Genomic DNA, 25780 nt, shown 5'->3' with positions numbered 1-25780 from the left:
TATCTACCACCTTTGCTGGTAATCGTCACAATAATATAAGCAAGCACCAATTTAACATTCAGCTACTCTAGACCAGGAACATGCTTTTAAGTTGTAATCTTTGTTTGGACTCCCTGGTAGGCAATATCCTACCACTGACACATTCACATGGAGAAGTAAGCACAGATGAAGAAACCAGACAATGACTTGCAAACAAGAAATATAAATACCAGTAGCTTAGGAAATGGGGAGATGGGGAGATTGGGAGATGGGGAACTCGGGGCCCCCACTCCCTTGGGGGAGTGGGGATTAGGGGCAATGGGGAGATGGGGAGAAAAAATTTCCCCCACCTCCCGATCACAGAAGCCCCATCACCCCACCACTTCATCACAAAACACTCCATCGCCTCAAAGATCGGCAATCTCAATTTTATCCATGCTACTGAGTAGCGTAGCAATTGTATCCCTTGGGGGCTGTTCCTTACGCGTTAATATGCCACGGAATCAAACACCCAATTCTCAAGCACAAAACCCGACAAGCGCCCCTGCTCCCGCTCCGCCTCCTATTTTGCAATCATCTGGAGATCCCAATTTTGTAGTGAATGTGGTAAAAAAGGTAGGGCCTGCGGTGGTTCGGATTGATTCTGCTAGAACGATCACTTCACCAGTACCAGATGAATTTGGCGATCCATTTTTCCGGCGGTTCTTTGGAGATGAACCACAGCCTAGACAGCGAGTCGAACGGGGTAGTGGTTCTGGTTTTATTATCAATGCCAATGGTCAAATTTTGACCAATTCTCATGTAGTCAACGGTGCTGATACGGTAACGGTAAGATTAAAAGATGGTCGTACTTTTGACGGACGAGTCATAGGGGAAGATCCAGTTACTGATGTAGCGGTGGTGACAATTAATACTAATAATTTGCCGACTATTGCTTTGGGTAATTCTGAAGCTTTACAGCCAGGAGAAGCAGTCATTGCGATTGGTAATCCTTTGGGTTTAGACAATACTGTAACTTCTGGAATTATCAGCGCTACGGGACGTTCTGGGAGTGCGATCGGTGCTAGCGACAAACGTGTTGATTATATTCAAACTGACGCTGCTATTAATCCTGGTAACTCTGGCGGGCCTTTACTAAATATTCGTGGTGAAGTAATTGGCATGAACACTGCGATTATTCGCGGCGCTCAAGGGTTAGGTTTTGCTATTCCCATCAACACGGCGAAAAAAATTGCCCAAGAATTAATTGCTAACGGGAAAGTAGATCATCCCTATTTGGGTATTCAAATGGCGACGCTCACACCCGAAATTAGAGAAAGAATCAGTAAATTAGGCATTAATCTGGCAACAGATAAAGGAGTTTTATTAATTGCTGTTATAGCGCGTTCTCCCGCAGCCAATGCTGGACTAAGAGAAGGTGATGTAATTCAGAGTATCAATAACCAGCCTGTGACTGAGGTTGAACAAGTGCAAAAATTAGTAGAAAACAGTAGAATAGGAATCCCCTTACAAATACAAGTACAACGCGATGGACAAAATTTGCAAGTAGCAGTTAGACCTGCTCCTTTGCCAGTTCAGCGTGAAAGTTAATATGAATTTTGAATGAAAAGATTTAAGAATTCATACATTTTTGATTGTTATGATTAGGAGCTTTAGATCATGGTTAATTACATTAATTTAAAAAATTATTGCGACAGATAGATTTAAAAAAACTATGCCCACATAAGTTATCCCAATCCAAAATCTAAAATCCAAAATGGCATTACTCCCAATAATTCAATTAGGTAATCCCATACTTCGTCAAAAAGCAACTGAAGTTGAAGATATCCAAGATGTAACAGTGCAGAAGCTGATTGACGATTTAATGGCTACAGTTACTGAGGCCAATGGTGTAGGCATTGCTGCTCCTCAAGTTGCCCAATCATATCGTGTGATGATTGTGGCATCACGCCCTAATCCCAGGTATCCCCATGCTCCACATATGGAACCCACTGCTATGATTAATCCCCGCATCGTAGCTCATTCGAGTACGGTGAGCAAAGACTGGGAAGGTTGCTTAAGCATTCCTGGTATCAGGGGTTTAGTACCAAGGTATGAGGCAATAGAAGTTGAATACACTGACAGAAACGGCAAGATCCAAAGGCAATTGTTAACCAATTTTGTCGCTCGTATTTTTCAACACGAATACGATCATTTTGATGGTATAGTCTTTTTAGACCGCTTGGAAAGTAATTTAGATATTGTCACGGATCACGAGTATCAAAAACTAATTGTTAATAATATTTGACAATAAATAATTCTAAAGAGCTATACAGCAGGTGGAAATTTAAGTTAGATTTATTCTGATGTTAACCTTTTGGCTTTGAGGTAGCTATTGGGTAAATGACAAAAACTATTAGTAGTCGCAAGGGGTTAAGTCAACCGCTGCAACAATCTTCTGGCTTAATCTTTGCTCATCAGCAAAGCGATGAAGTTGATAATCATAAGGGTGAAGTATCTGCACGGTTAACGGCACAACAAGGACTGAGTGGTCTGAAAATTATTCATGTCAGCCAAGGCCGCGTGCGAATTCGTGCCACTGACTTTAGTCAGAAATCGATACTGGAAAGTCTATCCCAGGAATTACGGCAGCATGATGGTGTAACACAAGTCACAACTAATCACAAAACTAGTAGTTTAGTGGTTAAATTTGATGAAAGTAGGCTGCCTTTGCCACAGATGTTGGCGACACTTCAAGAGTTTGGCATTCAGCAATATCAAGCCACTTCTGATTCACAAACTAATACCGATCCCTTTGCGGCTTGGAAATCAGCAGAATTTTGGCAAGAGCAAGGACTTTCCTTGATTCCTCTATTTGCAGGATTAGGAGTAACAGGGGCGCTTGGAATCAATGGGTTGGCAGCAATTCCGGTATACATGATTACAGCAGATGCCACTCGGCGTGTGATTGACTATATAGAACCTCAATTATTCGGAACTAAAAAGAATAAAAAATTGAATACAGCTTCTGCAACACAATCGAAAAAAAAACATCAGGTTACATCGCAAACCTCTTTAGCAAAAGTGGAGCAAATAGCACCTGGAAAACAAGAGTTATTCTCAACAGACAGTGGAGATAGTGCAAAGATTACTTGCAACATAGTCCATGTAATTCCGGGGCGTATTCGGCTGAGTGTACCAAAATTAGCTCAAGATCGAGACTATGCAAAACGCTTGGAAAGATTGCTCAAAGCTGATCCCCAAGTTACAAACGTGCGTGTTAATTGTGATGCTGCATCAGTGGCGATCGCATATCAACCAAGCAATATAGAAGCAGATCACTGGGTGGGTTTCATGCAGCTAGCCCAGCAAACAGCACCGCAAGTCATAGCCAAAGACGCTCATACGCACCCAATTGCCAAGCCAGTTACTCAGTTGAGCAAACCAGAAGAATTCCAGACAGCAACAGTGGAACCTACACCAGAAGTAACTGGTTTATGGGCTACATTCAAAGCTCCAGCTTTGTCTTATGCTCTCGCCTTTATGGCGAACTTTCCTATTAATGCAGCCCCGGACTGAGGAGGGAGGAAAGCAATGGTTGGATCAAGGTTAGGATTGGTATCTATCCCAGAAAAAAAAACCCAGGGAAGAGTTACGCAGCAAAGTGATCGCACTGAAGAGCGATCGCCCCGGGAAGTTTACAGCATCACCTATGCAATGCCAGGACAAGTCGGGTTTTGTGTACCCCGTATTTCCAGAGATCAAAGCTACCTGGAACGTCTTGTAAAATTGCTGAAAGCAGAAGCTTTAGTCACAGATGTGCAAGTCAATAGTACCGCCGCTTCTGTGGTAGTAACTTATAAGTCTGGAGAAATGTCAGATAGTGAGATGCGATCGCATCTAATTGATCTGATTCAGTCTGGAATCAAAGAGCCAGCAACGATTCAACCAGTAAATTCCTATCTCAAAACTCAAAAACCAACTGAACTTGGAATGGTAAAAGAAATTTATAGCATTACCTATGCAATGCCAGGACAAGTTGGGTTTTGCGTTCCTCGCATTTCCACAGATGAAAAATATCAAGAACGTCTTGTAAAGTTGTTGAAAGCAGAGGCATTGGTTACGAAGGTGCAAATAAATATCACTGCTGCGTCTATTGTGGTAATGTACAAATCTGGAGTCATATCAGATAGTGAGATGCGATCGCATCTAGTTAATCTGATTCAATCTAGTACAGCAGAGCCAGCAACGATACAACCAACGAATTCATACCCAACAGTCAGCCATATAGAACACAGACAACAACAAGACGAGGAGAAATTACCAGTTCTCCCTGCATCTTCCCCTACTTCAGTTAGCAGACATTTTAATGTCACTGCTGTTAAAAAAATCACAGTTGCAACCATTACAGAACATAAATTTCTACTAAGTAGGAAGTTGCCTAAAGAAATTGAAGAAGGCAGAAGGCTCGATTGGATGGGGATTCAAGTCCTACCAGTGTCTTCGTCTCGCCCGAAGTCCGTCGTACCTCCCCAGAAAACTGAACAGCAAGCAAAGCAGTCAGCTAAAGTAGCTTATAGCATTGCTCACGTCATTCCGGGAAGAATTCGGTTTCATGTGCCTCGGATCGCAAAAGATCCTAAATATGTGCAACACTTAGAGGCTTTATTAAAAGCAGATCCAACGGTCATCGGCGAACGAATTAACCGTGCCGCAGCATCAGTTGTGATCACATACAAATCTGCGGTGAAAGCTAATACCAAAGACCGCGATCGCAGTGTTTTGGAAGCTGCGATATCACATTTAGCAAATCTGTTGCAATGTGCCAGTGATGTGGCAGTTGCCTAACTTTTCTAACCAATCATTAAATCAGTGAACAGTGAACAGTTATCAGTGAACAGGCGTATAGTGGGAGACTTAAACCCAAGCAAAGACGCGCTCTTGACTGACTACTAGACCTTTTGCAAAAGTCTATTTTCAAAAAACGGACACCGATAAAATCCATATGCATCTGTGTGCATCTGTGTTCATCTGTGTTCGTAATTAAGAATCTCCTGATTTTTGCAAGATATCCACTCTTAAATAAAGACTTGAAGATTATTGTTTGTAGTCAGGACTTGAGTCCTCAATAAGCGCTTTATAGCTCACTACAAACAGTGTTCTCGTCACCAATGTTCACCAATATTTTTGTATGAGAGAGAAGCAATGGTACAAGTTAAGGTGGGTCTACCATCCTCCGCAGGTCAATCCCAACTGAATTTGACCCAAAAGAATGGGAAAGCCCATTTTATAGAACACAAGGGATATTCACGCACGCATCTTCCCCAAGTAGATTACAGGGTTATCCATACAATTCCGGGAAGAATAAGATTACGAGTACCTCGCTTGCGTCACAATCCTGACTACGCACAGCGCCTCCAAGTTCTGCTAGAAGCAGATGCGTTAGTTACATCTTTTCGACTCAAGCCTGCTGCTGCATCAGTTGCGGTTACTTATAATCCCGAAACAGTCTCAGAATTTAAGTTACGCCATCATCTAGGCCATGTATTGCAATCCGCAGCAGAAGTTGTGGTTTTGAAACCGACAAAGCACAAAACAACAAAAGCAACGGAAACATCCTGGTCTGGATTACAACTGTCAGGGGCTGCTACTGCTTTAGCCGTGCTAGGTGGGCCTTTGGGATTAGCCATTCCACCAATTTTCATGGTAGGAACCATTTCTCTTGCTACCTTGCCTGTTCTCCAACGCGCTTGGAAAGGAATTACGCTAGAACGAAAACTAAATATAGACTTTTTGGATTTGATCGCGATCGCCATTACTACGATTCAAGGTAGATTTCTCGCCCCAGCATTGATGCTGAGTTTAATTGATATTGGTGAAAAAATTCGCGATCGCACTGCTCGTTGTTCCGCACAGCAAACTTTAGATCTGCTCAGTTCCCTAGGACAATTCGCCTGGGTAGAACGAGATGGTCAAAAGCAACAAATTCCCATTCACGAAGTGCAGCGCGGTGATATCGTCATTGTCTATCCAGGAGAACAAGTCCCTGTAGACGGTAAGATATTGCGGGGAAAAGTGCTGCTGGATGAACAAAAACTGACTGGTGAGTCTGTACCTGTATTCAAAACCAAGGGACAAAACGTCTTTGCTTCTACCTTGGTACGGGAAGGACGCATGTATATTTTGACCGAAAAAGTCGGTCACGATACTCTTGCGGGTAAAAGCTTGCAGTTAATGGAGCAAGCTCCTGTGCATGATACCCGGATGGAAAACTATGCAGCGACAGTAGCACAAAAAACAGTCCTGCCAACTTTGCTACTAGGAGCAGCAGTATTTGCCCTGACTCGTAACCCGGCACGAGCAGCCAGTGTCCTCACCTTAGACTTTGCTACGGGTATTCGTGTATCAGTACCAACTACAGTTTTAGCAGCCCTCACCCATGCAGCCCAACGCGGTGTTCTCATCCGCAGTGGTAGGGCATTAGAGCAGCTGGCACAAGTAGATACGATTGTTTTTGATAAAACTGGTACTTTGACTCAAGGCGAAGCTGCTGTTGTTCGTGTAGAAAGTCTTAATCCTGCCGTCTCTTCTGTGCGGGTACTGCAACTTGCAGCAACTGCGGAACAACGCCTAACTCATCCAGTTGCAGAAGCAGTCATGCGCTATGCCGAAGTTCATAAAGTTGAAATGCTGCCACGTAGCAAGTGGAACTATCAATTAGGCTTAGGAGTGAAAGCAGAGATTGACGGCGAGACAGTTTTTGTGGGTAGTGAACGTTTCCTGAGTCTGCAAGAAGTGGATATGTCCGGTTTGGAGGAACGCCAAAAACCTGCTTCGGCAATTTATGTTGGCAGCAACGGTCAACTTTTAGGTATAATAGAATATAGTGACCTTTTGCGTCCCGAAAGCCGCGAAGTCATTAGCAGACTGTTAACGGTCGAAAATGTGGAAGTACACATGCTAACCGGAGACAACAAGCAGACTGCTAGTGCTGTAGCCGCCCAACTTGGCATTGCCCCAAATCATACCCACGCCGAAGCTTTTCCTGAGCAAAAAGCAACAGTTGTCCGTGAATTACACGAACAAGACAAAATAGTTGCATTTGTTGGTGATGGCATCAACGATTCGCCTGCTTTAGCATATGCTGATGTTTCCGTTTCCTTCGCCAACGGTTCCGATATCGCTCGTGAAACAGCAGACGTGGTTCTGATGCACAATAACTTGCATGGCTTACTAGAAGCGATCGCGATCGCTCGCCAAACCAAGCAATTAATTCAGCAAAATACGGGCATTATTGCCATTCCTAACTTAGCTGCTTTGATGGTAGCTGTTTTCTTTGGTCTAAATCCTTTAGCGGCAACAGTAGTTAATAATGGCTCCACAGTCGTTGCGGGAGTCAACGGTTTACGTCCACTTCTCAAGCCAAAAAATAGTTAGTAGTTAATGGTTAGTAGGAATGGGCAATGGGTAATAGGAATAACCAAAATATCAATTACCAATTACCAACAACTAACTACTATCCACTAACAACTAACCAGTAACAAAATCTCTATCGTCAGCAGGATGAGATATCCATCTCAACTGAATTAAGGTTAGAGGTTTTAATATAAAGTTCAATTCTCGTGAGGTTAATAAGCAATGGCACCAAAAATAACTGACTTTGTAGAAGATGCTGGCGCACCTGGAATTATTGCAGGTATTGGTGCAGTTATCCTAGCACCTGTTGTGATTCCAGTAGTAGCTGGAGTTGGTAAACCAATAGCTAAGTCCTTGATCAAAGGCGGACTGGTTCTTTATGAAAAGAGCAAAGGAGCTTTTGCAGAATTAGGCGAAACCTGGGAAGACATGGTAGCCGAAGCTAGAGCAGAACTCGCTGAATCTAAGCAACTGCCAGCCGTTGAAGCTGCTGATAATATATCTGACAATGGTGCATAACACGATTGGTGGGTAAAAGTTAAAGGGCAAAGGAAAAAGAAAACTTTATTCACCTTAGCCCTTTAGCAATTTTGGATTTTGGATTTTGCGAAAAGTTTGTAGATACGGAGTGGCTTTCCGCTAGGGTGCGGAGGTTTCACGCCACATGACGCCTCTTTCTTTATGCCGGGAGAAGAGTCCACCACACTGGCTCCTTTATGCCGGGAAACCCTTACTTTACAGAAGCCGAGTAAAGCGCGTCTACGGCAATCGCTCATGGGGGACTCACCGGCCCCCACTCCCCCAAGGGAGTGGGGATTGGGGGCTCGGGGTCCCCTTTGGGGTTGGGGGAGGAACCCCCAAGACTGCGTTGCCTCACCACCGCACTGGCTCCTCCGTACTCTACCTTGAAGCAGATGGGTGAGTCTACAAAGAAGCGTTCCGGAGGGAACTTCAAAGCTTTTCAAGACGGATTTTGGATTAATACCAAGTTTGGTATCAAAGCTTTTCCCAGAAGCTGTTCGATTCATTGCAAACTCATGACAGAACTAGTTGAATAAAATTTGTAATTGCTTAAGGAAAGTGGTTACGTGTGGAAAAATAGTAATGGCAGTCTTACTGAGATGCCAAGGTCAATGTCGGATAAAATCATTAAAACGCGGCCCAAGCCTATACTGACAAAAATTATTAGTAACACTCCAGGGCGGCTACGTTTGCGAGTTGCTCATTCCCACCGTCAAAAAGAAGAAATGCAACGTCTTGCCAAAACCTTGGAGGCAAATCCTAGTATTAATGATGTGCGGATGAATGTTCAGCAAGGGAGTATTACCATCCGGCACAATGCTGACGATGAAAGTTTCAAAAACGTTCTTGCTGCACTATATGATTTAGGCATTATTTTCGCTGATATTACAGCTGGAAAAACCGAAGCAGCAGCAGGAGTATCAAATTCTATTGTTGATTTGAACCAGCGAGTCCATGATATAACGAACGGTTTAATTGACTTGCGGATTGTTATGCCTATAGGACTTGCTAGCCTTTCTATTCGGCAATTACTCACCAAAGGTTTGCAATTAGAAACTATTCCTTGGTATGTGTTGGCATGGTATGCATTTGATAGTTTTATTAAGTTGCATGGTAATACAAGCCAACCAAAATCCACAAGTGAAGAATAAGTCACATTATGTCCACTTCAAAACTTACACTATGCATTTAGATCGGTAATGGGTAATTGATAATTGCTAGCTAGGATATTACCTATTATCTATGATCGCAGTGGGAATATAAAGTGATTATTCGGACTTGATGTTAAATAGTTTCATAAGCGGGCATGTTGCCCGCATGACGTAGAACTTATTTTACATGTAGTTACATAATTTATAAAGATATTTAATAATATGTTCGCTCTTATTACTTATACTGTCGCGTAGGCTGGTAATAGGAAAAACCAAGGACCAACAGCCAAGCATAATATCGTAAGCAATTAGCCGAACTTGGTATAAAACCTTCTTCTTTTCTTGGAACTATCGGAAGGCAAAAACCCAGTTAAGATAATAGCTTTTTTATTTATATACAAAATTTTACTTCCTTAATTTAGATGAACTGAACAAATGTGGCTGAGAATGCTCAACTTAAGTACTTTTGCGGTTAACAAGCTCGTAAAATTACACATCTATATATTAAATTCATACTTTTATTGCCAGAAATTTATATTACTTGGATATACTTTTTAGTTAAGTAAAGGTTAATAGAAAATTAGAAACTCGTTAAATACTGCTCATAGCTAGTAATTGGTATTATCTGTGACTTTAACGGGAATTTTGGTATGGAAATAAACAAGGAGGGCTAGTGATCAGCCAAGCCATAATTAAAGAATCTCAGCCAAAGCTGCTAGGAATGTACTTAGTTGAAGCTGAATTAATTACCCTAACTGAGTTAAACATCGCACTTGAAGAACAGAAGGTAAGTGGAAAACTGTTAGGAGAAATTCTAGTGAAGCTTGGTTTTATCAAGCAGACAACCATTGAATATTTCATGGAAAAAGTTGTATTGCCATAACGGCAGAAATTTGACAAAACATCTTCTGATGCAGATAAAAGTAAGAGTAAACACTTGAGTGTAGTTGAGCAAGGCTACCCTACTCTATCCAGAAAATCACATCACTTTGATATATATCTTTCTGCCAAAATTACGGTCAAATGGTTACTGGGTATAGTATTTTGTCTCACCCTCGCCAGTTTGTTCGTGAATTTTACTTACTACTATCTACCTCATTATCCTTTAAGAGACATTTTAAAATGGTTATTCAATGTTGATCAGGAGACAAATATTCCTTCACTTTACTCAGCAGCTTCTTTATTATTTTGTTCGATTCTGCTTGCAACTATCAGCAAAGTTAAGAAAATAGCTAGAAATAGTGATTACCGCTCATGGGCAGGATTATCAATAATCTTTGTTTATTTATCCTTGGACGAATTTATCAGTATTCATGAAATACTAATTTTACCTTTAAGAAATGCATTAAATACCAGAGGTTTTCTTTACTTCTCTTGGGTAATTGTGGGTGCTATTTTTGTACTTTTGTTTTTGCTGCGATTTTGGCGATTTATCTTTACTCTTCCTAAAAAGACACGACACTTATTTTTGATTGCTGGGGCAATCTATGTAGCAGGTGCAATTGGTATTGAAATGGTAGGTGGATACTATGCAAATTACTATACTGAAACCAATATGATTTATGCTTTGATAACTACTGTAGAAGAAGTGCTAGAAATGATAGGTATTGTCGTCTTTATCTATGCGCTCCTATCGTACATAAGTTCCTCTATGAATGGTATAGATGTAGGATTCCATATTATTGATAGCAAGAAGCAACACCTAATTTGAGAAATATTGTAAGAAATGAGCTTTCAGCATCTCAATAAACGGTGGGAAAAACTTCTGGTTATCTTTTGCTCGTTGCTCATAAAACTTTTAGACTAATAGAAAAGACAATTGTTTGAATAAAAATATTTGTCCAGAAATTTTCAGCGAGCAAAAGATGAAAAAACTAATCAACAATCCCCATAATTTTGTGCGTGAAAGTCTAGAAGGTATGGCGATCGCTCACCCGGATCTCATCAAAGTTAATTTTGACCCTAATTTTGTCTATCGAACTGATGCACCCGTAAAAGGTAAAGTAGCAATTATTTCTGGGGGTGGCAGTGGTCACGAGCCGATGCATGCTGGTTTTGTAGGGATGGGAATGTTAGATGCCGCTTGTCCTGGAGAGGTTTTTACTTCGCCTACTCCTGATCAAATGCTAGCAGCAGTAAAGGCTGTAGATGGTGAAGCAGGAATTTTATATATTGTCAAAAATTACTCCGGGGACGTGATGAATTTTGAAATGGCAACGGAGTTAGCTAGAAGTGAAGGTATTCAGGTACTAAACATTTTGATTGATGATGATGTTGCAGTCAAAGATAGTCTTTATACCCAGGGGCGTAGAGGTGTGGGAACTACAGTACTAGCAGAAAAAATTTGTGGTGCAGCAGCCCAGCAGGGATATGATTTACATCAACTAGCTGCTCTATGTAGACGTGTCAACCTGAATGGACGGAGTATGGGTATGGCACTGACTTCTTGTACACTACCCGTCAAAGGTACACCGACATTTGCACTTGATAACCAAGAAATAGAAATGGGTATCGGGATTCACGGTGAACCCGGCAGAGAACGCATGAGTATAAAATCAGCAGATGAGATAGCTGAGATGTTAGCGCTTTCAATTATTGAGGATGTATCCTATACTCGGACACTGCGAGAGTGGGACGAAAAAATGGGCGATTGGCAAGAAATGGAACTGACAGATGCAAATTTTGCCAAAGGCGATCGCTTATTAGCTTTTGTTAATAGTATGGGTGGCACGCCGATTTCTGAGTTGTATATCATCTACCGCAAACTTGCAGAAATTTGTCAAAAGCAGGGACTGCAAATTGTGCGAAATTTAGTAGGTGCTTATATCACTTCCTTGGATATGCAAGGCTGCTCAATCACTCTACTTAAGCTAGATGACGAGATGATTAGTTTATGGGACGCACCTGTGAAAACTCCAAGCTTACGCTGGGGAATTTAACAGTTATCAGTTATCAGTTATCAATTTCATTACTGGGTATAAGTCCCCGATCATATGCCTGATAACTGTACCCTACGGGAAGCCGCTTGCACGTCTACATTATTCACTGATTTAATATAAGTTTTATGTACTCAAACAGAACTAATTACACACCTTTTTTTCCTGTTCTCTGTTAAGAGTTCCCTACCTCCACAAATGAATTTAATTTTGCCCAAATACTTATTAACGCGGTGACTTTTCAAAACCCGTATATAACAGCAGAACCCGGCCGTTACCAGCTATCCTATTAAGAACTTTATCTCTAGTGAGCCTTTTTGTCTTGCTACCACGTGTTTCCTCTACCCATATTTGGTAGGTATCATTATCAAAATAAGCATCAGCAACACCAATGAAAGTAGCAGAACCATTGACTACGCGGAAGAGAGGCTCTTTTGGATCTTGCCTACCAGCAGCATAAATCAGCCCACCCAAAACTTCAGTAAAGCCTCCGTTGCTAGTTTCTATTTTTATCTTACCTTGCTCTGTTTTAAAGCCGAGAATCCAAAGCTTTGCCCCATTATTAACCACATTCGTTTCTGAAGATCCTTCAGGATTTAGCTGCCGTGCCCAGATATGTTGAGCACGATTGACAAATCTGAGTTTATGCGGCACAACAACATCATCAATAAATAAATCTCCAGTACCGTTACTTACCAAATCCAGGTGACTAATACTGCGGTAAACAACAGTTCTGTTGGCAATACTCTTCCATCTCAAGTTAGAACCGAATTCAACAAAGAAGTTTTCAATAATCAGTGTTGGTTTACTACCGTTATCTGCTACTATTTCTCCTTTGCCATTCAGCGCTCCTCCTGTACTAATAAATCTTTCTAATTTGTCTCGTAGTCGCAGAGAACCGTCGATTATAAACGTTCCTTTTCCACCTGGTACTACTACAGTTGTTGCACCAGAATCAATTGCCGCTTGAAAAGCAGCTGTATCATCTTTATTATCATCAGCAATTGCACCAAATTTTTCAACACTCACCCACTTTTGGGGATTATCCCATTTCAACTTGGGAAATTGTTTAATGGGAAGTTGCAGTGACTTTGATGGTGAAGGAAATTGCGAATTCATTGGGTGGGATGTATATTCATCCAAGCTGGAACCTTTAACTATTTTTTTTGCTTCTTTGGTATTGTTTAAGAGAATTTCTTTGTAGCCAGAAGAGGATATATTTCTGGCATAGATAAATCCAGCTGAAGAAATTGCTGGTAATTTTTTAGCGCGATCGCGACCAATCAATTTAGCATTTACTAGAGTTAAAGTACTACCAAAATCAACACCTTCATTAGGATCAAGACCATTGATAATTGCTGATACAGAATTAATGCTATTGAAACCCTCTAGACTCATTGCTTGTCCATTGTTCAAAATACCTGCAAAATTTTGATCGTGGACTGTAATATTCTGCATGGTAATGCTATTGATGTTGTTGTTCGTACGAACACCATAATCAAAGCCAACAATTTCTACATCCTCAATCAAAAGAGGCCCAATTTCACCATGAGTTAGAGCTAAACCAGTAGCTCCCTTTTTGTCTTCAGAGATAATCTTGACGCTTCTTACTGCTCCTTGATTATTAGCAACAAAATTCAATCCTTCTGCACCTGGGTTATTTTTGCCAACTATAATAGTGAGATTTCTTACTGAATTACCAAAACGTTGAGCCACCAAACTCGCTTTAAAATCTTCTGAGTTCGGATCTAAATCTGGATCGAATCCTGTGGAAATAACTGGCCGAGGTTTGCTAGAGTCCTGGAACAAAGGAGATTGATCTTGAAGGCGAATAATCACGCGATCGCGACTTTGACCTTGTAGCGTAGTATACTTATAGTCAGAGCGGTTACGTTCTCCAGCCGGCCAATGTAGACTATTAGAAATATCATATACACCGTTAGGTAAGTAAATAATTCTTCCTTGACCAGGAAACCGACTGAGTGCTTTTTGAATAGCTTCCGTATCATCCTTACCATCATTGGGTATAGCTCCATATTCTGGTGCAGTAACATCTATTACCCCTATATTTTTGGGAAATACAATATTTTCTGCCACGCTTGGGGTAGCTTGGGCAATTTGAATATCAGCATTTTTGGTATAGTCAGCACAAGTAGAAGTGACAAGAGCCACAAAAATCAAGCAGGGAATTTGTTTGTAAATAGAGGCTTTGGCAAAAAACACAAGCTGATGTTCTCTTAGATACATTACTACTCCCTTTTACATTTGTTCAATGCCGAAACCGTAAAAACTCGGATATTTTTCTTTGATATCTGCGTTCAGTAGGAGGTACACAGATGGCGACAAAAGAGCAAATTTTACAGTGGTTGCAAACCTTTGCAACTGTAGTCGAAGAAAACAAAGACTATTTAACAGAATTAGATGCAGCCATAGGCGATGCTGACCACGGTATAAATATGGAACGTGGTTTTAAAAAGGTAGTGACTCAGTTGCCAACTGTTGCAGATAAAGACATCGGTAGTATTCTTAAAATGGTGAGCATGACGCTCATTTCCACAGTTGGCGGTGCAAGCGGTCCGCTTTATGGCACATTGTTTTTACGAGCGAGTACGGTAGTAGCTGATAAACAAGAACTAAATGAGCAAGATATGCTAGCGATGCTGCAAGCAGGGTTAGATGGCGTCGTTGGGCGGGGAAAAGCACAACTGGGCGATAAAACAATGGTGGATGCTTTATCGCCAGCTGTCACAGCTTTTGGACAAGCTGTAGCAGCAGGTGAAAATATATTATCAGCAATGCAAAAAGCTGTAGCAGCAGCAGAGAAGGGAATGCAAGATACAACACCAATGCAGGCTAAAAAAGGCCGTGCCAGTTATTTAGGACAACGAAGTGTAGGACATCAAGATCCAGGGGCAACTTCTGTTTATTTAATGTTGCAGAGTTTGTTAGATGTAGTTAAGAAATAGGAGTGTAGGGGGAATTTGATATATTTTGCCAAGGTAAATAACCTCAGTACTCTATTTTCAGCCACAACTATCAGACTATTCTCACTTTCCCTATCAATGAAGCGTAGATATTCTCTTGATTTTTAAGCAGCACCCATGTAATATAGCTCACAAATAACTATTAAATCCTATAAACCGACCGAGTAATAGTAGTTTTTAAGCAAACGGGGTAAACTGAATGAGTTCGTGGCAGGGTATTATTACAAAATTAAGACAAACCTTATTAAAAATCACTAGTAGGGTAAGAGTTAATTCAATCAAAGGCTTTCTATCGCTTGCTTTAGTTGGAGTTAGCTTGAGTGTAGCGATCGCATCCTGCTCTGGTGGGAATGGCAACGGTAGTGCTGATAATCCTACAGCAAATCCTGTGGCAGCAGGAAACAATAAACAGGATGTCGAAGTAACCCTCGTTTCCTTTGCAGTTACTAAAGCCGCTCACGATGCTATTATTCCTAAGTTTGTCGAGAAGTGGAAACAAGAGCATAACCAAAACGTTACCTTTAGGCAAAGTTATGGGGGATCTGGTTCACAAACTCGTGCAGTCATCGATGGTTTGGAAGCAGATGTAGTTCACCTGGCGCTGGCTTTAGACACTCAAAAAATTGAGAAGGCTGGACTGATTGAACCTGGATGGGAAAAAGAAGTCCCTAATAATGCGATCGTATCGAAGACTGTTGCAGCCCTCATCACTCGTCCTGGAAACCCAAAAAATATCAAAACTTGGGCAGATTTGGAGAAAGGCGATATTAAAGTAATTACTGCTGACCCCAAAACATCAGGTATTGCTCGTTGGAACTTTCTCGCACTGTGGAACTCAGTCATTAAAACAGGGGGAGGAGAAGACAAAGCCCTGGACTTTGTGACCAAAGTTTACAGCAATGTACCAATCTTAACAAAAGATGCCCGTGAAGCCACTGACGCTTTTGCTAAACAGGGTCAGGGAGATGCTTTGATTAACTACGAAAACGAAGTGATTCTGGCACAACAGAAGGGCGAGAAAGTTGATTATGTTGTTCCAGATGTGAATATCTCCATCGACAATCCAATTTCAGTGGTGGATAAGAACGTTGATAAGCACGGTTCTCGTGAAGTAGCAGAAGCTTTTGTTCAATACCTCTTTACTCCAGAAGCACAGCAAGAGTTTGCCAAACTGGGATTTCGACCCCTAGATGAAGCAGTCGCTCAAAATAAAGAACTCAAAGCACTTGCCGATAAATATACGAAGGTCAATAATCTAGGAAACGTTCAAGACTACGGCGGATGGGCGGAAGTGCAAAAGAAATTTTTTGAAGATGGAGCAGTTTTTGACCAAATCCAAGCCAAAATCAGACGTTAGTCAATGGTCATTAGTCATTGGTCATTTGTCCTCCTTGTCCTCTTTATCCCCCTTGTCCCCCTTCCAATCCCTTATCCCCATGACCGTATCCTCTCCTTCATCACCTCAACAAAAAGCTAGAAACAAGACTCCAGACTGGAAGAAGTTTTTGGATCAATTCTTTCATCTTCCTTGGACATGGCGAATTACCTTGGGATATCTAACAGTGATGTTGATTATCCCAATCACTGCCATGTTTTTGAAAGCGGCGACTAAATCCCCGGCTGAGTTTTGGCAAATTGCTACTAGTCCGATCGCATTATCAGCATATAATGTAACTTTTTTAACAGCATTAATAACTGCTTTACTCAATGGTGTTTTTGGTACTTTGATTGCTTGGGTTCTAGTTCGTTATGACTTTCCAGGCAAAAGATTTATTGATGCCACCGTAGATTTACCATTTGCATTGCCAACAGCAGTAGCAGGTTTAACACTAGCCACTGTATACAGTGATAATGGCTGGATTGGTTCGCTGTTTGCCCCCTTGGGTATCAAGATATCTTTTACTAGTTTGGGTGTAGCTGTGGCGATGATTTTTATCTCGCTGCCTTTTGTAGTACGGACAGTGCAACCTGTACTTCAGGAAATGGAAAAAGAAATCGAAGAAGCTGCTTGGTCTTTAGGTGCATCCCAATGGCAGACTTTTTGGAATGTGATTCTACCGCCGTTATTTCCCACAATTTTGACAGGTGTAGCCTTGGGTTTCTCCCGTGCTGTTGGCGAATACGGCTCGACGGTAATTATATCTTCCAACACTCCCTTCAAAGATTTGATTGCACCTGTACTGATTTTCCAACGTCTAGAGCAGTATGACTATTCCGGTGCAACGGTAATTGGCATGGTGCTACTGGTAATTTCTTTGCTGATACTGCTGGCGATTAATTTCTTACAAAGTTGGGCAAGAAGATATGACACCAAATGAAGAAGCCTCTTTTGTGCAACCCCATTTTCATACAACACCAGCAAATCCCAACAAACAAAAACCTACCAAAACAAGGAGTTTCGTTCCTGTAATATTAATTGGGATCGCGTTGGGATATTTAGCGTTAATGCTGTATATCCCTGCTATCAACGTTTTTTACCAAGCATTCAAAAATGGAGCTGGGCCGTTTCTGTCTAACCTAACACGAGAAGATTTTCTGAGTGCAGCCAAGCTGACATTACTACTAGCTTTAATTGCTGTACCAGTAAACACTATATTTGGTTTGTGTGCAGCTTGGGCGATCGCTCGTCACAAATTTCCTGGTCGCACTTTAATTTTGAGTATCATAGACCTACCCTTTTCAATTTCGCCCGTCGTCGCCGGTTTAATGCTTGTGCTAGTCTACGGACGAAATGGATGGTTTGGGGGCTGGTTGCAAGAGCATGGTATCAAAATTATTTTTGCTTTCCCCGGGATGTTACTGGCCACAGCTTTTGTGAGTATGCCCTTTGTTGCCCGTGAAGTCATTCCGGTGTTAGAGGAGTTAGGAAGCGATCAAGAAGAAGCAGCGCAAACTTTGGGTGCAAATAGCTGGCAAACATTTTGGCGTGTGACATTACCAAATATCCGTTGGGGTTTGCTTTACGGCTTAATTTTGACCAATGCCAGAGCAATGGGTGAATTCGGTGCAGTTTCCGTAGTCTCTGGAAACATCGCTGGTAAAACTCAAAGCTTACCTCTATTCGTAGAGGATGCTTACAAACAGTACGAAACAGAGGCAGCCTACTCAGCTGCTGTGATCTTAGCACTGCTTGCAGTCGTAACTTTGGTGTTAAAGGGGATTTTAGAACGGAAAACAGGTATCAAATCAACAAAGGCTCATTAGTCATTAGTCATTAGTCATTTTGATGTTGCTTGTTGTTTGTTGTTTGAAAGTACACTCAACAATCAACTACCAACAAATAACCAATGTGACTAATGACTAATTAATCAAAATTGGAATAGGAGAATTCAAATATGGTTTCTCACAATACCCTTACCAACAAACGAATTCGCGTTAGAATTCCCAAAGATTATCGTCACGAACCAGTTATTTCTCGCTTAGTTTCTGACTATGATCTAACGGTGAATATTTCTGCTGCTATTCTTGGAGCTAATGCCATTGGTGATGGTTGGTTTGACCTAGACTTACAAGGAACGCCTGAGCAAATTAATAGTGGACTGAATTATCTCAAAGAATTGGAACTGGAAATTTGGGAAGACAACAATATAGGTAATTGGTAAATAGTTGTTTGTTGTTTGTTGGTTGTTGTTTAAAACAATCAACAACTAACAATCAATTACTGTAAGGGTGCAAAGCTTCGCGCCCCTACTATTAACATTTATGTTTTCCAGCCTATTTTGTATGACTACCTTTAAATCTAACTCTGCAAAAATACCTCCAGTCCACATCCGGATTCGAGTACCTCAGCACTACCATCGGCAACCTGTAATTTCTCGATTAATATCCCGTTACAATCTTACAGTTAATATTAAGGCAGCTTCTCTAACAGCAGACATTGATAGCTGCGGCTGGTTCGATTTAGAACTTCAGGGTAACCCAGAACAAGTTATCAATAGCCTCTCTTATTTGCAACGAATAGGTGTGGATCTTATGCAAGTAGGTATTGTCGGAAGTATTCAGCCTAGTCAAAACTCTCAGTCTTTTCCAATTTCAGAAAGTAATATAACAGGCAATGAACATACTAGTTTAGTAACTAAATGGGAAAACCAACTCTATCCGCAAATCTCTAGTAATCAAACCAATAGACTACGTTTACAACTGTGTGTATCGAAAAATCATTACCACAAACCAGTAATTTATGAATTAGTTTCTCGCTATGGGGTAACAGTTAATATTACCGGAGCTTTACTAAAGCCTGATGTCCAAAATCATGGCTGGTTTGACTTAGAAATTTGGGGAAGACAAGATCAGCTTTTTTCTAGCTTTAGTTATTTACAAAGTTTTTTATAAATGTGAGAAATCGAGGTTTAACTACCTCAAGTATTGGAGAGAAATTGCGACAGGTGTGGCGGCATTGGGCGCGTATGTACGAGCCTACCAGTCGCGAGATATTCAAGTTCATCAAAGGTTGATTGACGCCCTAGTACCTCATTGCGATGAGGATGACGGCCGAACCGTGCAATCACCTCCCGATGTCCGCGCGCTTGCGCTGCGGAGAACTCTAACAACGGGCGATACTCCTGTGGTGCCTCCTTCACTATTTCATCTGCAAGCTTGACTGCTAAATCTAGGTTCCCTATATCTTCGGAATGCCCCAATGGCAGAAGAAAAAAGGTCTTTTCCCAAGGTGTTTTAAGAGATGCATAGTGACCAACGTCAATCCCTTCAAGCGTCAGCGCGCAAGCCTTTGGGTCTTGTGCAAATGCTTGAGCAGTTAAACGATGGATTGTTCGCGAAAATTGGTCGAGGATTATGATAAGGGCGAGCCGTGACCGTGGCTCACTAGACCAGGCGTCAAGTTCACCTTGTATCGCTTGTTCCAGCAGTGGTGAAAAATGCTCGATTATATCAGCATCAGCACCCCCGCGAAACCACCATTCCCACTGACGAACCATCGCCCTTTGATCATTGCTTGGTTGCTTAGGAAACCAAAACTGAAGAACGTCTTCAGATCGTTCAGTTTTCAAGGTAAACCTTCCTTTGCTCTCCTACCTAACTTAACAAAACAGAAAAAAGCATCGTTTATATTTCATAGTGCCATATCTGCTCTTCTTTCAGCACAATTTTATGCAAAGGCAGACGATGAATCAATCCTTTTTCCTCTAAATTAGTGAGAACTCTAGTAATCGTCACGCGAGTTGAGTTTAACAGTTCTGCAATATCTTGATGAGTTAAACGTAAATCAATTAACTGACCAGTTTCTACTGCACGACCAAATTTTTTAGCTAACCAACTCAAGAGTTTAATCAGCATAATTTCAACTGTTTTATAGCTACGAATCATCATTAATGCTTCTGCTTGTTCGATCTGTGTTAGTAGTATCTCTGTGAGTTGATATGATTCATTTACAGGAAAAATAGTAACCTCTACTTTGGTCAAACATTCTATTTCATATGGTTCTATTTTTGATAAACTTCTGCCAACAACATCTCCTGGCCCCCAAACTCCCAAAGTGACGAGTGTACCGTCTTCATGCCAAGTTAAATTTCGTACTACTCCTTTTTCTATTTTCCAGAGTATATCCTGTGGAAGTGGGATAAAAGAGCGCCGTTTAAAATACCGAATGATAGTTCTATCAGAATGATTTATAACGGGGAAAAAGGGAGATATCACGGTTAACTCCTCATTAGCGATAGATAAACCGTATTTTTAAAATATCTCAATTTCGGATTAATTAATATAGATCAACTTGAGATTTTCTTAGAAAGTAGGGAAATGGAGAAGAAAAGTCACTAGCCAAAAAGATCCAGTCATGCTTTCCAGGAAAGCTTTACGAAAAGGACGAAAATAAGAACCATTACAGAAACTTCTAGGCGTAATTGCAACTATTTCTCCACCCTCGGCAAGCTGTAATATAGTAAGCCAAACAAATGCACTATATAGATTTACAGTTTCAATTCCAATCTGGGAAAGGATCTTCTTTTCGACGGATTGGCTGTGAATCTTTTTATAAGGTGGATTCAGAATCGCATGAGTAAAATTGATAGATGATGTAGTAAAAAGCGGCAAATTTATTTCGGGAAAAGCCTCTATAAAGCTTTCTTCACGTAAACAATAATGTGCTTGAATTCCTTGGCTCTTTAAAGCTGCACAACACTCTATAAGGCATTGTCTCAAAGAGGATAGGAAGGCTGATTCAACTTCATATGCTGTTATGAAGCAACTCTTAACCTCGTTAGGATTTGCCAATAACCGCTCTACAAAGGCAGCAGTTAATGACCCAACTCCGGCTCCAGGATCTAAAAGACTGATGTGACCCGATAAACTACTAAATTGTCCCGCCATAAAACGGGCAACCGGGGCAGGGGTCAAAAACTGACCCAACTCACTACGCTGCTTCAGATTCAACCTTGAAGAGAAATAAATCCTGGTAATGTCAGCGGAATCTGTAAGAAACATGTCATGCTGTCAATTAAATGTCGGATATAAAGAAATACCACAGATTTATCTCGTAGTACACCTAACTGTTTAATATAAAGTGAAACAGAAGGCGAGAAAGGACTTTCCTCAGCATGTAAGCCACAAAAAACCGTAGTTATCAAAAAGATAACCACGGCATAAAGTTTAAAACATTGGTTTTTCTACTAGATATACTTAGTCACGACCATTTAGGGCTATCAACAGCCTCAAAATGAAGATGAAAAGGTTGATGTAAGTTAAGTACATCGACAAAGCCGCAGGTAGGTATTGGTCATTGCGGTAGGTGCGTGGCAGGATGTAAAAATCGACTACAGATGCTCCAGCAAATAGGAAGACCCCTAAAGCAGAAATGCCTATTTCCAACCACCCTGGAGTATAGACGCCAAACAAAGCAAAGACAAATTGCAAGCCGACAACCACGACCAAGGCGATAATACCCAAATTGATGGTTTTTGTCAGAGCCATACCGTCAGTGTCAGAAAGATTTGAACCTATCTGACGAGCAGCGATGAAGGTGATTCCACAACTAAGGGCGGCTAAACCAACTCCTTGAATACCTACACCTTTTTGTGACAGCGCTACAAATACCAAGCCGCTAAGAGTGTAGCCAGACAGTAGGCTATAGGTGGCTAACAGAGGCAGTGCAACGCTATTTTTGCCCTTTTCAGCAACATTCTGGGCGACAAAGAACAAAATTAATTCCACAATCACTGCACCAATGAAAGTGGGAAAGAACAATCCGGGGTTAGCACGGATAACTCCCAAACCGCCATAGGTTCCCAATGCTGTTAAGATTAGACCGCCTCCGAGATAAGGCAGAGCATTGGCTATGACATTTGGTCCGACTAGGGCTTGAGTTCTGGCTTCACGGATAGCGTCACGGAAGTTGCTAGTATTGCTCATATTTTACATTTGAGAATTTTACTGACTAATTCCATTCTTACCTAGATTTTTAGCTCATAATTAGAGAAATGAATCCGTAGACATTGTGTTTGCAAGCGCTGGGCATATTTATCAAGGTCTTTGATGACCTCGCACTGCACAAGGGTTACATGCTCGCTAAAACTTAGCATCAACAAAAACATCTCTGTATCGAACGGATATGGGTACAAAAATTATGCGTGTAAATACTGACCTACGGAGTGAGAGTCTACATAAGTTCAGTGAAACAACGAATGGTTTCTCCAACCGTTCCTAAGGAAAATAATTACAGCTTAAGTGAAGTTTTACGCAACTCCGTTTTTTAGGGAATAGGAGTTACCAAAAAGGAATTTCTATGGAAACAAGTCAGTCCTCTATGCGGTCTGATGGTATGGAGTTATTGCAGTTATACCATCAGAATCCTTCTATTGAACTTCGTAATCAGCTTGTTAAATTACATACTGGCTTAGTACGGAAAATGGCTCATAAATTTAGCCATCAATGTAATGAGCCTTATGAAGACTTAGAGCAAATCGGTTACTTTGGTTTAATCAGAGCCATTGAGCGTTTTGATCCCAGTCAAGGATATGCTTTTAGTTCCTTTGCTGTCCCATATATTCGGGGTGAGATGCTGCACTTTTTGCGCGATCGCAGCACTCTGTTAAAAATTCCCCGGCGTTGGCAAGAACTCTACAATGAGGGGCAAAAAGTTCGTAAGGAATTGGCGGAAATTTTAGGTCGTCCTCCCAAAGATGCAGAAATTGCTAAACAACTCAAGGTATCTGTGCAAGAGTGGCAAGAAACCAAGTTAGCTGCTCAAAATCGTATGCCTTTGAGTTTAGACGCTACGGTAGTTAACTACATTGATTGTCAAATTACCTTGGGTGAGGCGCTTCCTTGTCCCCGTTCTGGCGCCCAACAGCTACAACACGAAGAACGGCAACAACTACAAGGGGCAATTAGCATGTTAGAAGAAAAGCCTCGTATGGCAGTAGAACTAGTATTCTTGAAAGAACTTTCTCGCAAAGATGCCGCAAAGAAAATTGGCACTAGTCCAATGACAGTCACACGGTATCTACAAAAGGGAATTCAGGATTTGATGTCGATGCTGCAAACACAAGCGTTATCAACAGGCTGAAAGCACATTTCCCAGGAATGGCGAGTCGGGAACTTGTGCTAACGCCTCTTGTACCACAGCCGAACCTGCTCCCAGACGGCAAGAGTTTTCCGTCAGATGACGCTTCCAAACTCGACTACCCGGTTGTCCAGCAAATAGTTGCAGCATGTGGCGGGTAATTTTGTTGAGTTTCAGACCTTTTGCCACCCAGTAATCAATATAAGCAAACATCGCTTCAGCAACTTCATGGCGAGACAGAGGTTGCATCGCCTCGCCGTAGATTTCACTGTCTGCTGTGGCAAATAAATAGGGATGATCGTAAGCTGCACGCCCAATCATCACCGCATCTACCGATTGTAAATGCTCTTTTACCTGCTCCATGTTAATAATTCCACCATTGATTTCGATGAATAGGTGGGGGAATTCCTGTTTCAGACGATAGACATCAGCATAACGCAGGGGTGGTATATCTCGGTTTTCTTTCGGGCTTAAACCCTGTAACCAAGCTTTGCGGGCATGGACAGTAAAACGTTGGCAGCCTGCTTGTGAGACAATGCGAACAAAATTTACCATATCTTCGTAGTGATCGCGATCGTCAATACCAATGCGGTGCTTTACACTAACTGGGATAGAAGTCGCATTGATCATCTGTACTACACAGTCTGCCACTTTTTCAGGCTGTGCCATTAAACAAGCCCCAAAATTCCCATCTTGGACACGACTACTCGGACAACCGACATTGAGATTGATTTCATCGTAGCCTATATCCTCAGCAATCCGGCTACATTGGGCTAATTCCTTGGGATTATCGCCCCCAACCTGCAAAACTAGGGGCTTTTCTTCTGGGGAAAAGCCGAGTAGGTGTTCTTTGTCACCATGCAAAATCGCGGCAGTTGTCACCATTTCGGTATAAAGCAAAGTACGGCGTGTAATCTGCCGCATAAAATACCGAAAGTGGCGGTCTGTACGATCCATCATCGGTGCAACACTGAGAGGATAAGCACCGTGAATCATGAATGGGGGCAAAGTAGCTGAATTTAAACAAGTCATGATTACGAGTGTATCCCAAAGCTTTACGAAAAAGCTTCTCCTGCTCCCAAAATGCTGTGAGTTAGTTCGCCTCCTAACTCCACAAGTTCGTATAGTGCTTCATCAAGATGGCGATCGCAAATCAATATCTCCTGACCTTCATCGGCGGCAAACAGGGCCGCTTTTCGCATTAACTCACGAATAAAAGCAGCACTCACCCCTTGCGTACGTGCAATAAAACTATCTAAATTTTCCAACGACAGCTGCAAACCTTTGCTATAAAGTTCAAACAGTCTGCGCCGACAAGATGCATCAGGTAAAGGAATTTCAATCGCAGTATCGACCCTTCCTGGTCGTGCTGCCAAAGCTGGTTCCAGGATTTCGGGTCGGTTGGTTGTCAACACAAATAGAACATCTGCATCCTCATTCAACCCGTCCATCTGATTTAGCAATTCAAATAACACTACATTACTACAACCTTTGTCGCTGCTTCTTTCTTCAGCAATTAAATCTACATCTTCCAAAATCAGAGTTGCAGGTTGTAGCAAACGTGCCATCTCACAAGACTTTTCAATTAAACCCATACCCCGACCCGTAATCAGAATGATTGTCCGGTCTGGCATTTGGGAAGCAAGATACATTGCTGTTAATGTTTTCCCGGTTCCTGGCGGGCCGTATAAAAGTATGCCTCGTTTCAGATGCCGTCCTGCCGCTTGTAGTTTGTCAGCTACTTGGGAAAAACCTATAGATTGTCGCTCGATTCTTTGTAGCAAGCCGTCTGGTAAGATAATTTGCTTACGATTTAACGATGGTAAACTATGAAAAATAACGTTTAAGCTCCTCCTATCCTCACTTTGTACTAGAGAAATTATGCGTCCTCGATAGATATTACGCCTGCGGATTGCGGTTCGCAACTGGGCGAGAAAGGCTTCGGCGCTGGAGCGATCGCTTGCCATTACCTCTACTGTAATTCCCGCACGAAAACTGTAATCACTAGCACCACGCACCATGACAGCCAAACGCAAATCGCCATTGCTAATCAGATAAAGTCCTGATTGCACGCAGGCCAAAAGTTGATCATTACTGAGGGGAAGATTGACGTACTGCACAGGGCCAGGAGTCGGTTGTACTGAACTCATAAATCCTCCATTGGTATCGATGACCAATTGAGATAAACTGACTCCCAGGTGTTCATGAGGCGTAATTACACCCAACAATTGAGCAGAACACCCCACTTGTGCTAAATATTCATCCATCGCTAGTTGCAGGTTGGGGTGGTCGATT

At 41.7% G+C, this 25780-nt stretch carries 24 protein-coding genes; 17 read left to right on the top strand and 7 right to left on the bottom strand.

Annotated features, from left to right (window positions below):
• Nucleotides 1-165: 165 nt before the first annotated feature.
• The 10 genes from RS893_RS30160 (at nucleotide 166) to dhaK (ending at nucleotide 11986) form a co-directional block, all read left to right on the top strand.
• On the top strand, nucleotides 166-1569 hold the full coding sequence (locus RS893_RS30160; RefSeq protein WP_315789217.1) for an HhoA/HhoB/HtrA family serine endopeptidase: 1404 nt from the start codon (nucleotides 166-168) through the stop codon (nucleotides 1567-1569).
• A gap of 166 nt (nucleotides 1570-1735) precedes the next feature.
• The gene (def, locus tag RS893_RS30155) at nucleotides 1736-2266 is read left to right on the top strand and encodes a peptide deformylase (RefSeq protein WP_315789216.1); all 531 of its coding nucleotides are present in this window, start codon (nucleotides 1736-1738) and stop codon (nucleotides 2264-2266) included.
• Nucleotides 2267-2361: 95 nt separating this feature from the next.
• The gene (locus RS893_RS30150) at nucleotides 2362-3537 is read left to right on the top strand and encodes an HMA2 domain-containing protein (protein ID WP_315789215.1); all 1176 of its coding nucleotides are present in this window, start codon (nucleotides 2362-2364) and stop codon (nucleotides 3535-3537) included.
• Nucleotides 3538-3552: 15 nt separating this feature from the next.
• Nucleotides 3553-4806 (top strand): hypothetical protein, encoded by a 1254-nt coding sequence (locus RS893_RS30145; RefSeq protein WP_315789214.1) that lies wholly within the window; start codon nucleotides 3553-3555, stop codon nucleotides 4804-4806.
• Between the two features lie 357 nt (nucleotides 4807-5163).
• Nucleotides 5164-7395 carry a heavy metal translocating P-type ATPase gene (locus tag RS893_RS30140; protein WP_315789213.1) on the top strand — a complete coding sequence of 744 codons (2232 nt, stop codon included), beginning with the start codon at nucleotides 5164-5166 and terminating at the stop codon, nucleotides 7393-7395.
• A gap of 201 nt (nucleotides 7396-7596) precedes the next feature.
• Nucleotides 7597-7893: a DUF5132 domain-containing protein gene (locus RS893_RS30135; RefSeq protein WP_026086132.1), complete on the top strand. Its 297-nt coding sequence runs from the start codon at nucleotides 7597-7599 to the stop codon at nucleotides 7891-7893.
• Between the two features lie 569 nt (nucleotides 7894-8462).
• Entirely contained in the window at nucleotides 8463-9047 is a 585-nt protein-coding gene (locus RS893_RS30130) for an HMA2 domain-containing protein (protein ID WP_396336399.1), read from the top strand.
• 673 nt (nucleotides 9048-9720) lie between these two features.
• Nucleotides 9721-9930, top strand: a complete 210-nt coding sequence (locus RS893_RS30125; RefSeq protein WP_315789211.1) for a hypothetical protein — start codon at nucleotides 9721-9723, stop codon at nucleotides 9928-9930.
• A 54-nt stretch (nucleotides 9931-9984) separates the two neighbouring features.
• A complete protein-coding gene (locus RS893_RS30120; protein ID WP_315789210.1) occupies nucleotides 9985-10758 on the top strand; it encodes a hypothetical protein in 774 nt (257 codons plus the stop codon).
• 154 nt (nucleotides 10759-10912) lie between these two features.
• Nucleotides 10913-11986 (top strand): dihydroxyacetone kinase subunit DhaK, encoded by a 1074-nt coding sequence (dhaK, locus tag RS893_RS30115; protein ID WP_315789209.1) that lies wholly within the window; start codon nucleotides 10913-10915, stop codon nucleotides 11984-11986.
• A 222-nt stretch (nucleotides 11987-12208) separates the two neighbouring features.
• On the opposite strand, the gene RS893_RS30110 is transcribed toward dhaK, so the two are convergent.
• Entirely contained in the window at nucleotides 12209-14230 is a 2022-nt protein-coding gene (locus RS893_RS30110) for a glycosyl hydrolase family 28-related protein (protein WP_315789208.1), read from the bottom strand.
• An 89-nt stretch (nucleotides 14231-14319) separates the two neighbouring features.
• On the opposite strand from RS893_RS30110, the gene dhaL reads away from it, so the two are divergent.
• From dhaL to RS893_RS30080, 6 genes are all read left to right on the top strand, one after another.
• Nucleotides 14320-14949 (top strand): dihydroxyacetone kinase subunit DhaL, encoded by a 630-nt coding sequence (dhaL, locus tag RS893_RS30105; protein ID WP_315789207.1) that lies wholly within the window; start codon nucleotides 14320-14322, stop codon nucleotides 14947-14949.
• 217 nt (nucleotides 14950-15166) lie between these two features.
• On the top strand, nucleotides 15167-16324 hold the full coding sequence (locus RS893_RS30100; RefSeq protein WP_315789206.1) for a sulfate ABC transporter substrate-binding protein: 1158 nt from the start codon (nucleotides 15167-15169) through the stop codon (nucleotides 16322-16324).
• 79 nt (nucleotides 16325-16403) lie between these two features.
• Nucleotides 16404-17285: a sulfate ABC transporter permease subunit CysT gene (gene cysT / locus RS893_RS30095; protein WP_315789205.1), complete on the top strand. Its 882-nt coding sequence runs from the start codon at nucleotides 16404-16406 to the stop codon at nucleotides 17283-17285.
• A complete protein-coding gene (gene cysW, locus RS893_RS30090; protein ID WP_315789204.1) occupies nucleotides 17272-18171 on the top strand; it encodes a sulfate ABC transporter permease subunit CysW in 900 nt (299 codons plus the stop codon). The genes cysT and cysW overlap by 14 nt, the downstream gene beginning before the upstream one ends.
• Before the next feature lie 131 nt (nucleotides 18172-18302).
• Entirely contained in the window at nucleotides 18303-18569 is a 267-nt protein-coding gene (locus RS893_RS30085; RefSeq protein WP_315789203.1) for an NIL domain-containing protein, read from the top strand.
• A gap of 121 nt (nucleotides 18570-18690) precedes the next feature.
• The gene (locus tag RS893_RS30080) at nucleotides 18691-19299 is read left to right on the top strand and encodes an NIL domain-containing protein (protein ID WP_315789202.1); all 609 of its coding nucleotides are present in this window, start codon (nucleotides 18691-18693) and stop codon (nucleotides 19297-19299) included.
• 26 nt (nucleotides 19300-19325) lie between these two features.
• Here the strand turns inward: RS893_RS30080 and RS893_RS30075 are convergent, their stop codons facing one another.
• From RS893_RS30075 to RS893_RS30060, 4 genes are all read right to left on the bottom strand, one after another.
• Nucleotides 19326-19976 carry a DUF924 family protein gene (locus RS893_RS30075; protein ID WP_315789201.1) on the bottom strand — a complete coding sequence of 217 codons (651 nt, stop codon included), beginning with the start codon at nucleotides 19974-19976 and terminating at the stop codon, nucleotides 19326-19328.
• Nucleotides 19977-20031: 55 nt separating this feature from the next.
• Nucleotides 20032-20622 (bottom strand): Crp/Fnr family transcriptional regulator, encoded by a 591-nt coding sequence (locus tag RS893_RS30070; RefSeq protein WP_315789200.1) that lies wholly within the window; start codon nucleotides 20620-20622, stop codon nucleotides 20032-20034.
• Nucleotides 20623-20709: 87 nt separating this feature from the next.
• Nucleotides 20710-21408 (bottom strand): Eco57I restriction-modification methylase domain-containing protein, encoded by a 699-nt coding sequence (locus RS893_RS30065; RefSeq protein WP_315789199.1) that lies wholly within the window; start codon nucleotides 21406-21408, stop codon nucleotides 20710-20712.
• A 195-nt stretch (nucleotides 21409-21603) separates the two neighbouring features.
• Nucleotides 21604-22332 carry a Bax inhibitor-1 family protein gene (locus RS893_RS30060; protein WP_315789198.1) on the bottom strand — a complete coding sequence of 243 codons (729 nt, stop codon included), beginning with the start codon at nucleotides 22330-22332 and terminating at the stop codon, nucleotides 21604-21606.
• 373 nt (nucleotides 22333-22705) lie between these two features.
• Here RS893_RS30060 and RS893_RS30055 point away from each other — a divergent pair, with 373 nt between their 5' ends.
• Entirely contained in the window at nucleotides 22706-23488 is a 783-nt protein-coding gene (locus tag RS893_RS30055) for an RNA polymerase sigma factor SigF (protein WP_016869078.1), read from the top strand.
• Here RS893_RS30055 and dusA read toward each other — a convergent pair.
• Together dusA and RS893_RS30045 are read right to left on the bottom strand one after the other, a co-directional pair.
• Nucleotides 23477-24517 carry a tRNA dihydrouridine(20/20a) synthase DusA gene (dusA, locus tag RS893_RS30050; RefSeq protein ID WP_315789197.1) on the bottom strand — a complete coding sequence of 347 codons (1041 nt, stop codon included), beginning with the start codon at nucleotides 24515-24517 and terminating at the stop codon, nucleotides 23477-23479. The genes RS893_RS30055 and dusA overlap by 12 nt on opposite strands.
• A gap of 23 nt (nucleotides 24518-24540) precedes the next feature.
• Nucleotides 24541-25752: an AAA family ATPase gene (locus RS893_RS30045; protein ID WP_315789196.1), complete on the bottom strand. Its 1212-nt coding sequence runs from the start codon at nucleotides 25750-25752 to the stop codon at nucleotides 24541-24543.
• Nucleotides 25753-25780 lie beyond the last annotated feature (28 nt).

The organism is Fischerella sp. JS2, from assembly GCF_032393985.1.
Classification (GTDB): domain Bacteria; phylum Cyanobacteriota; class Cyanobacteriia; order Cyanobacteriales; family Nostocaceae; genus Fischerella.
The sequence above is the reverse complement of the archived record's forward strand: the minus strand, read 5'-3'. Positions and strand labels throughout refer to the sequence as shown.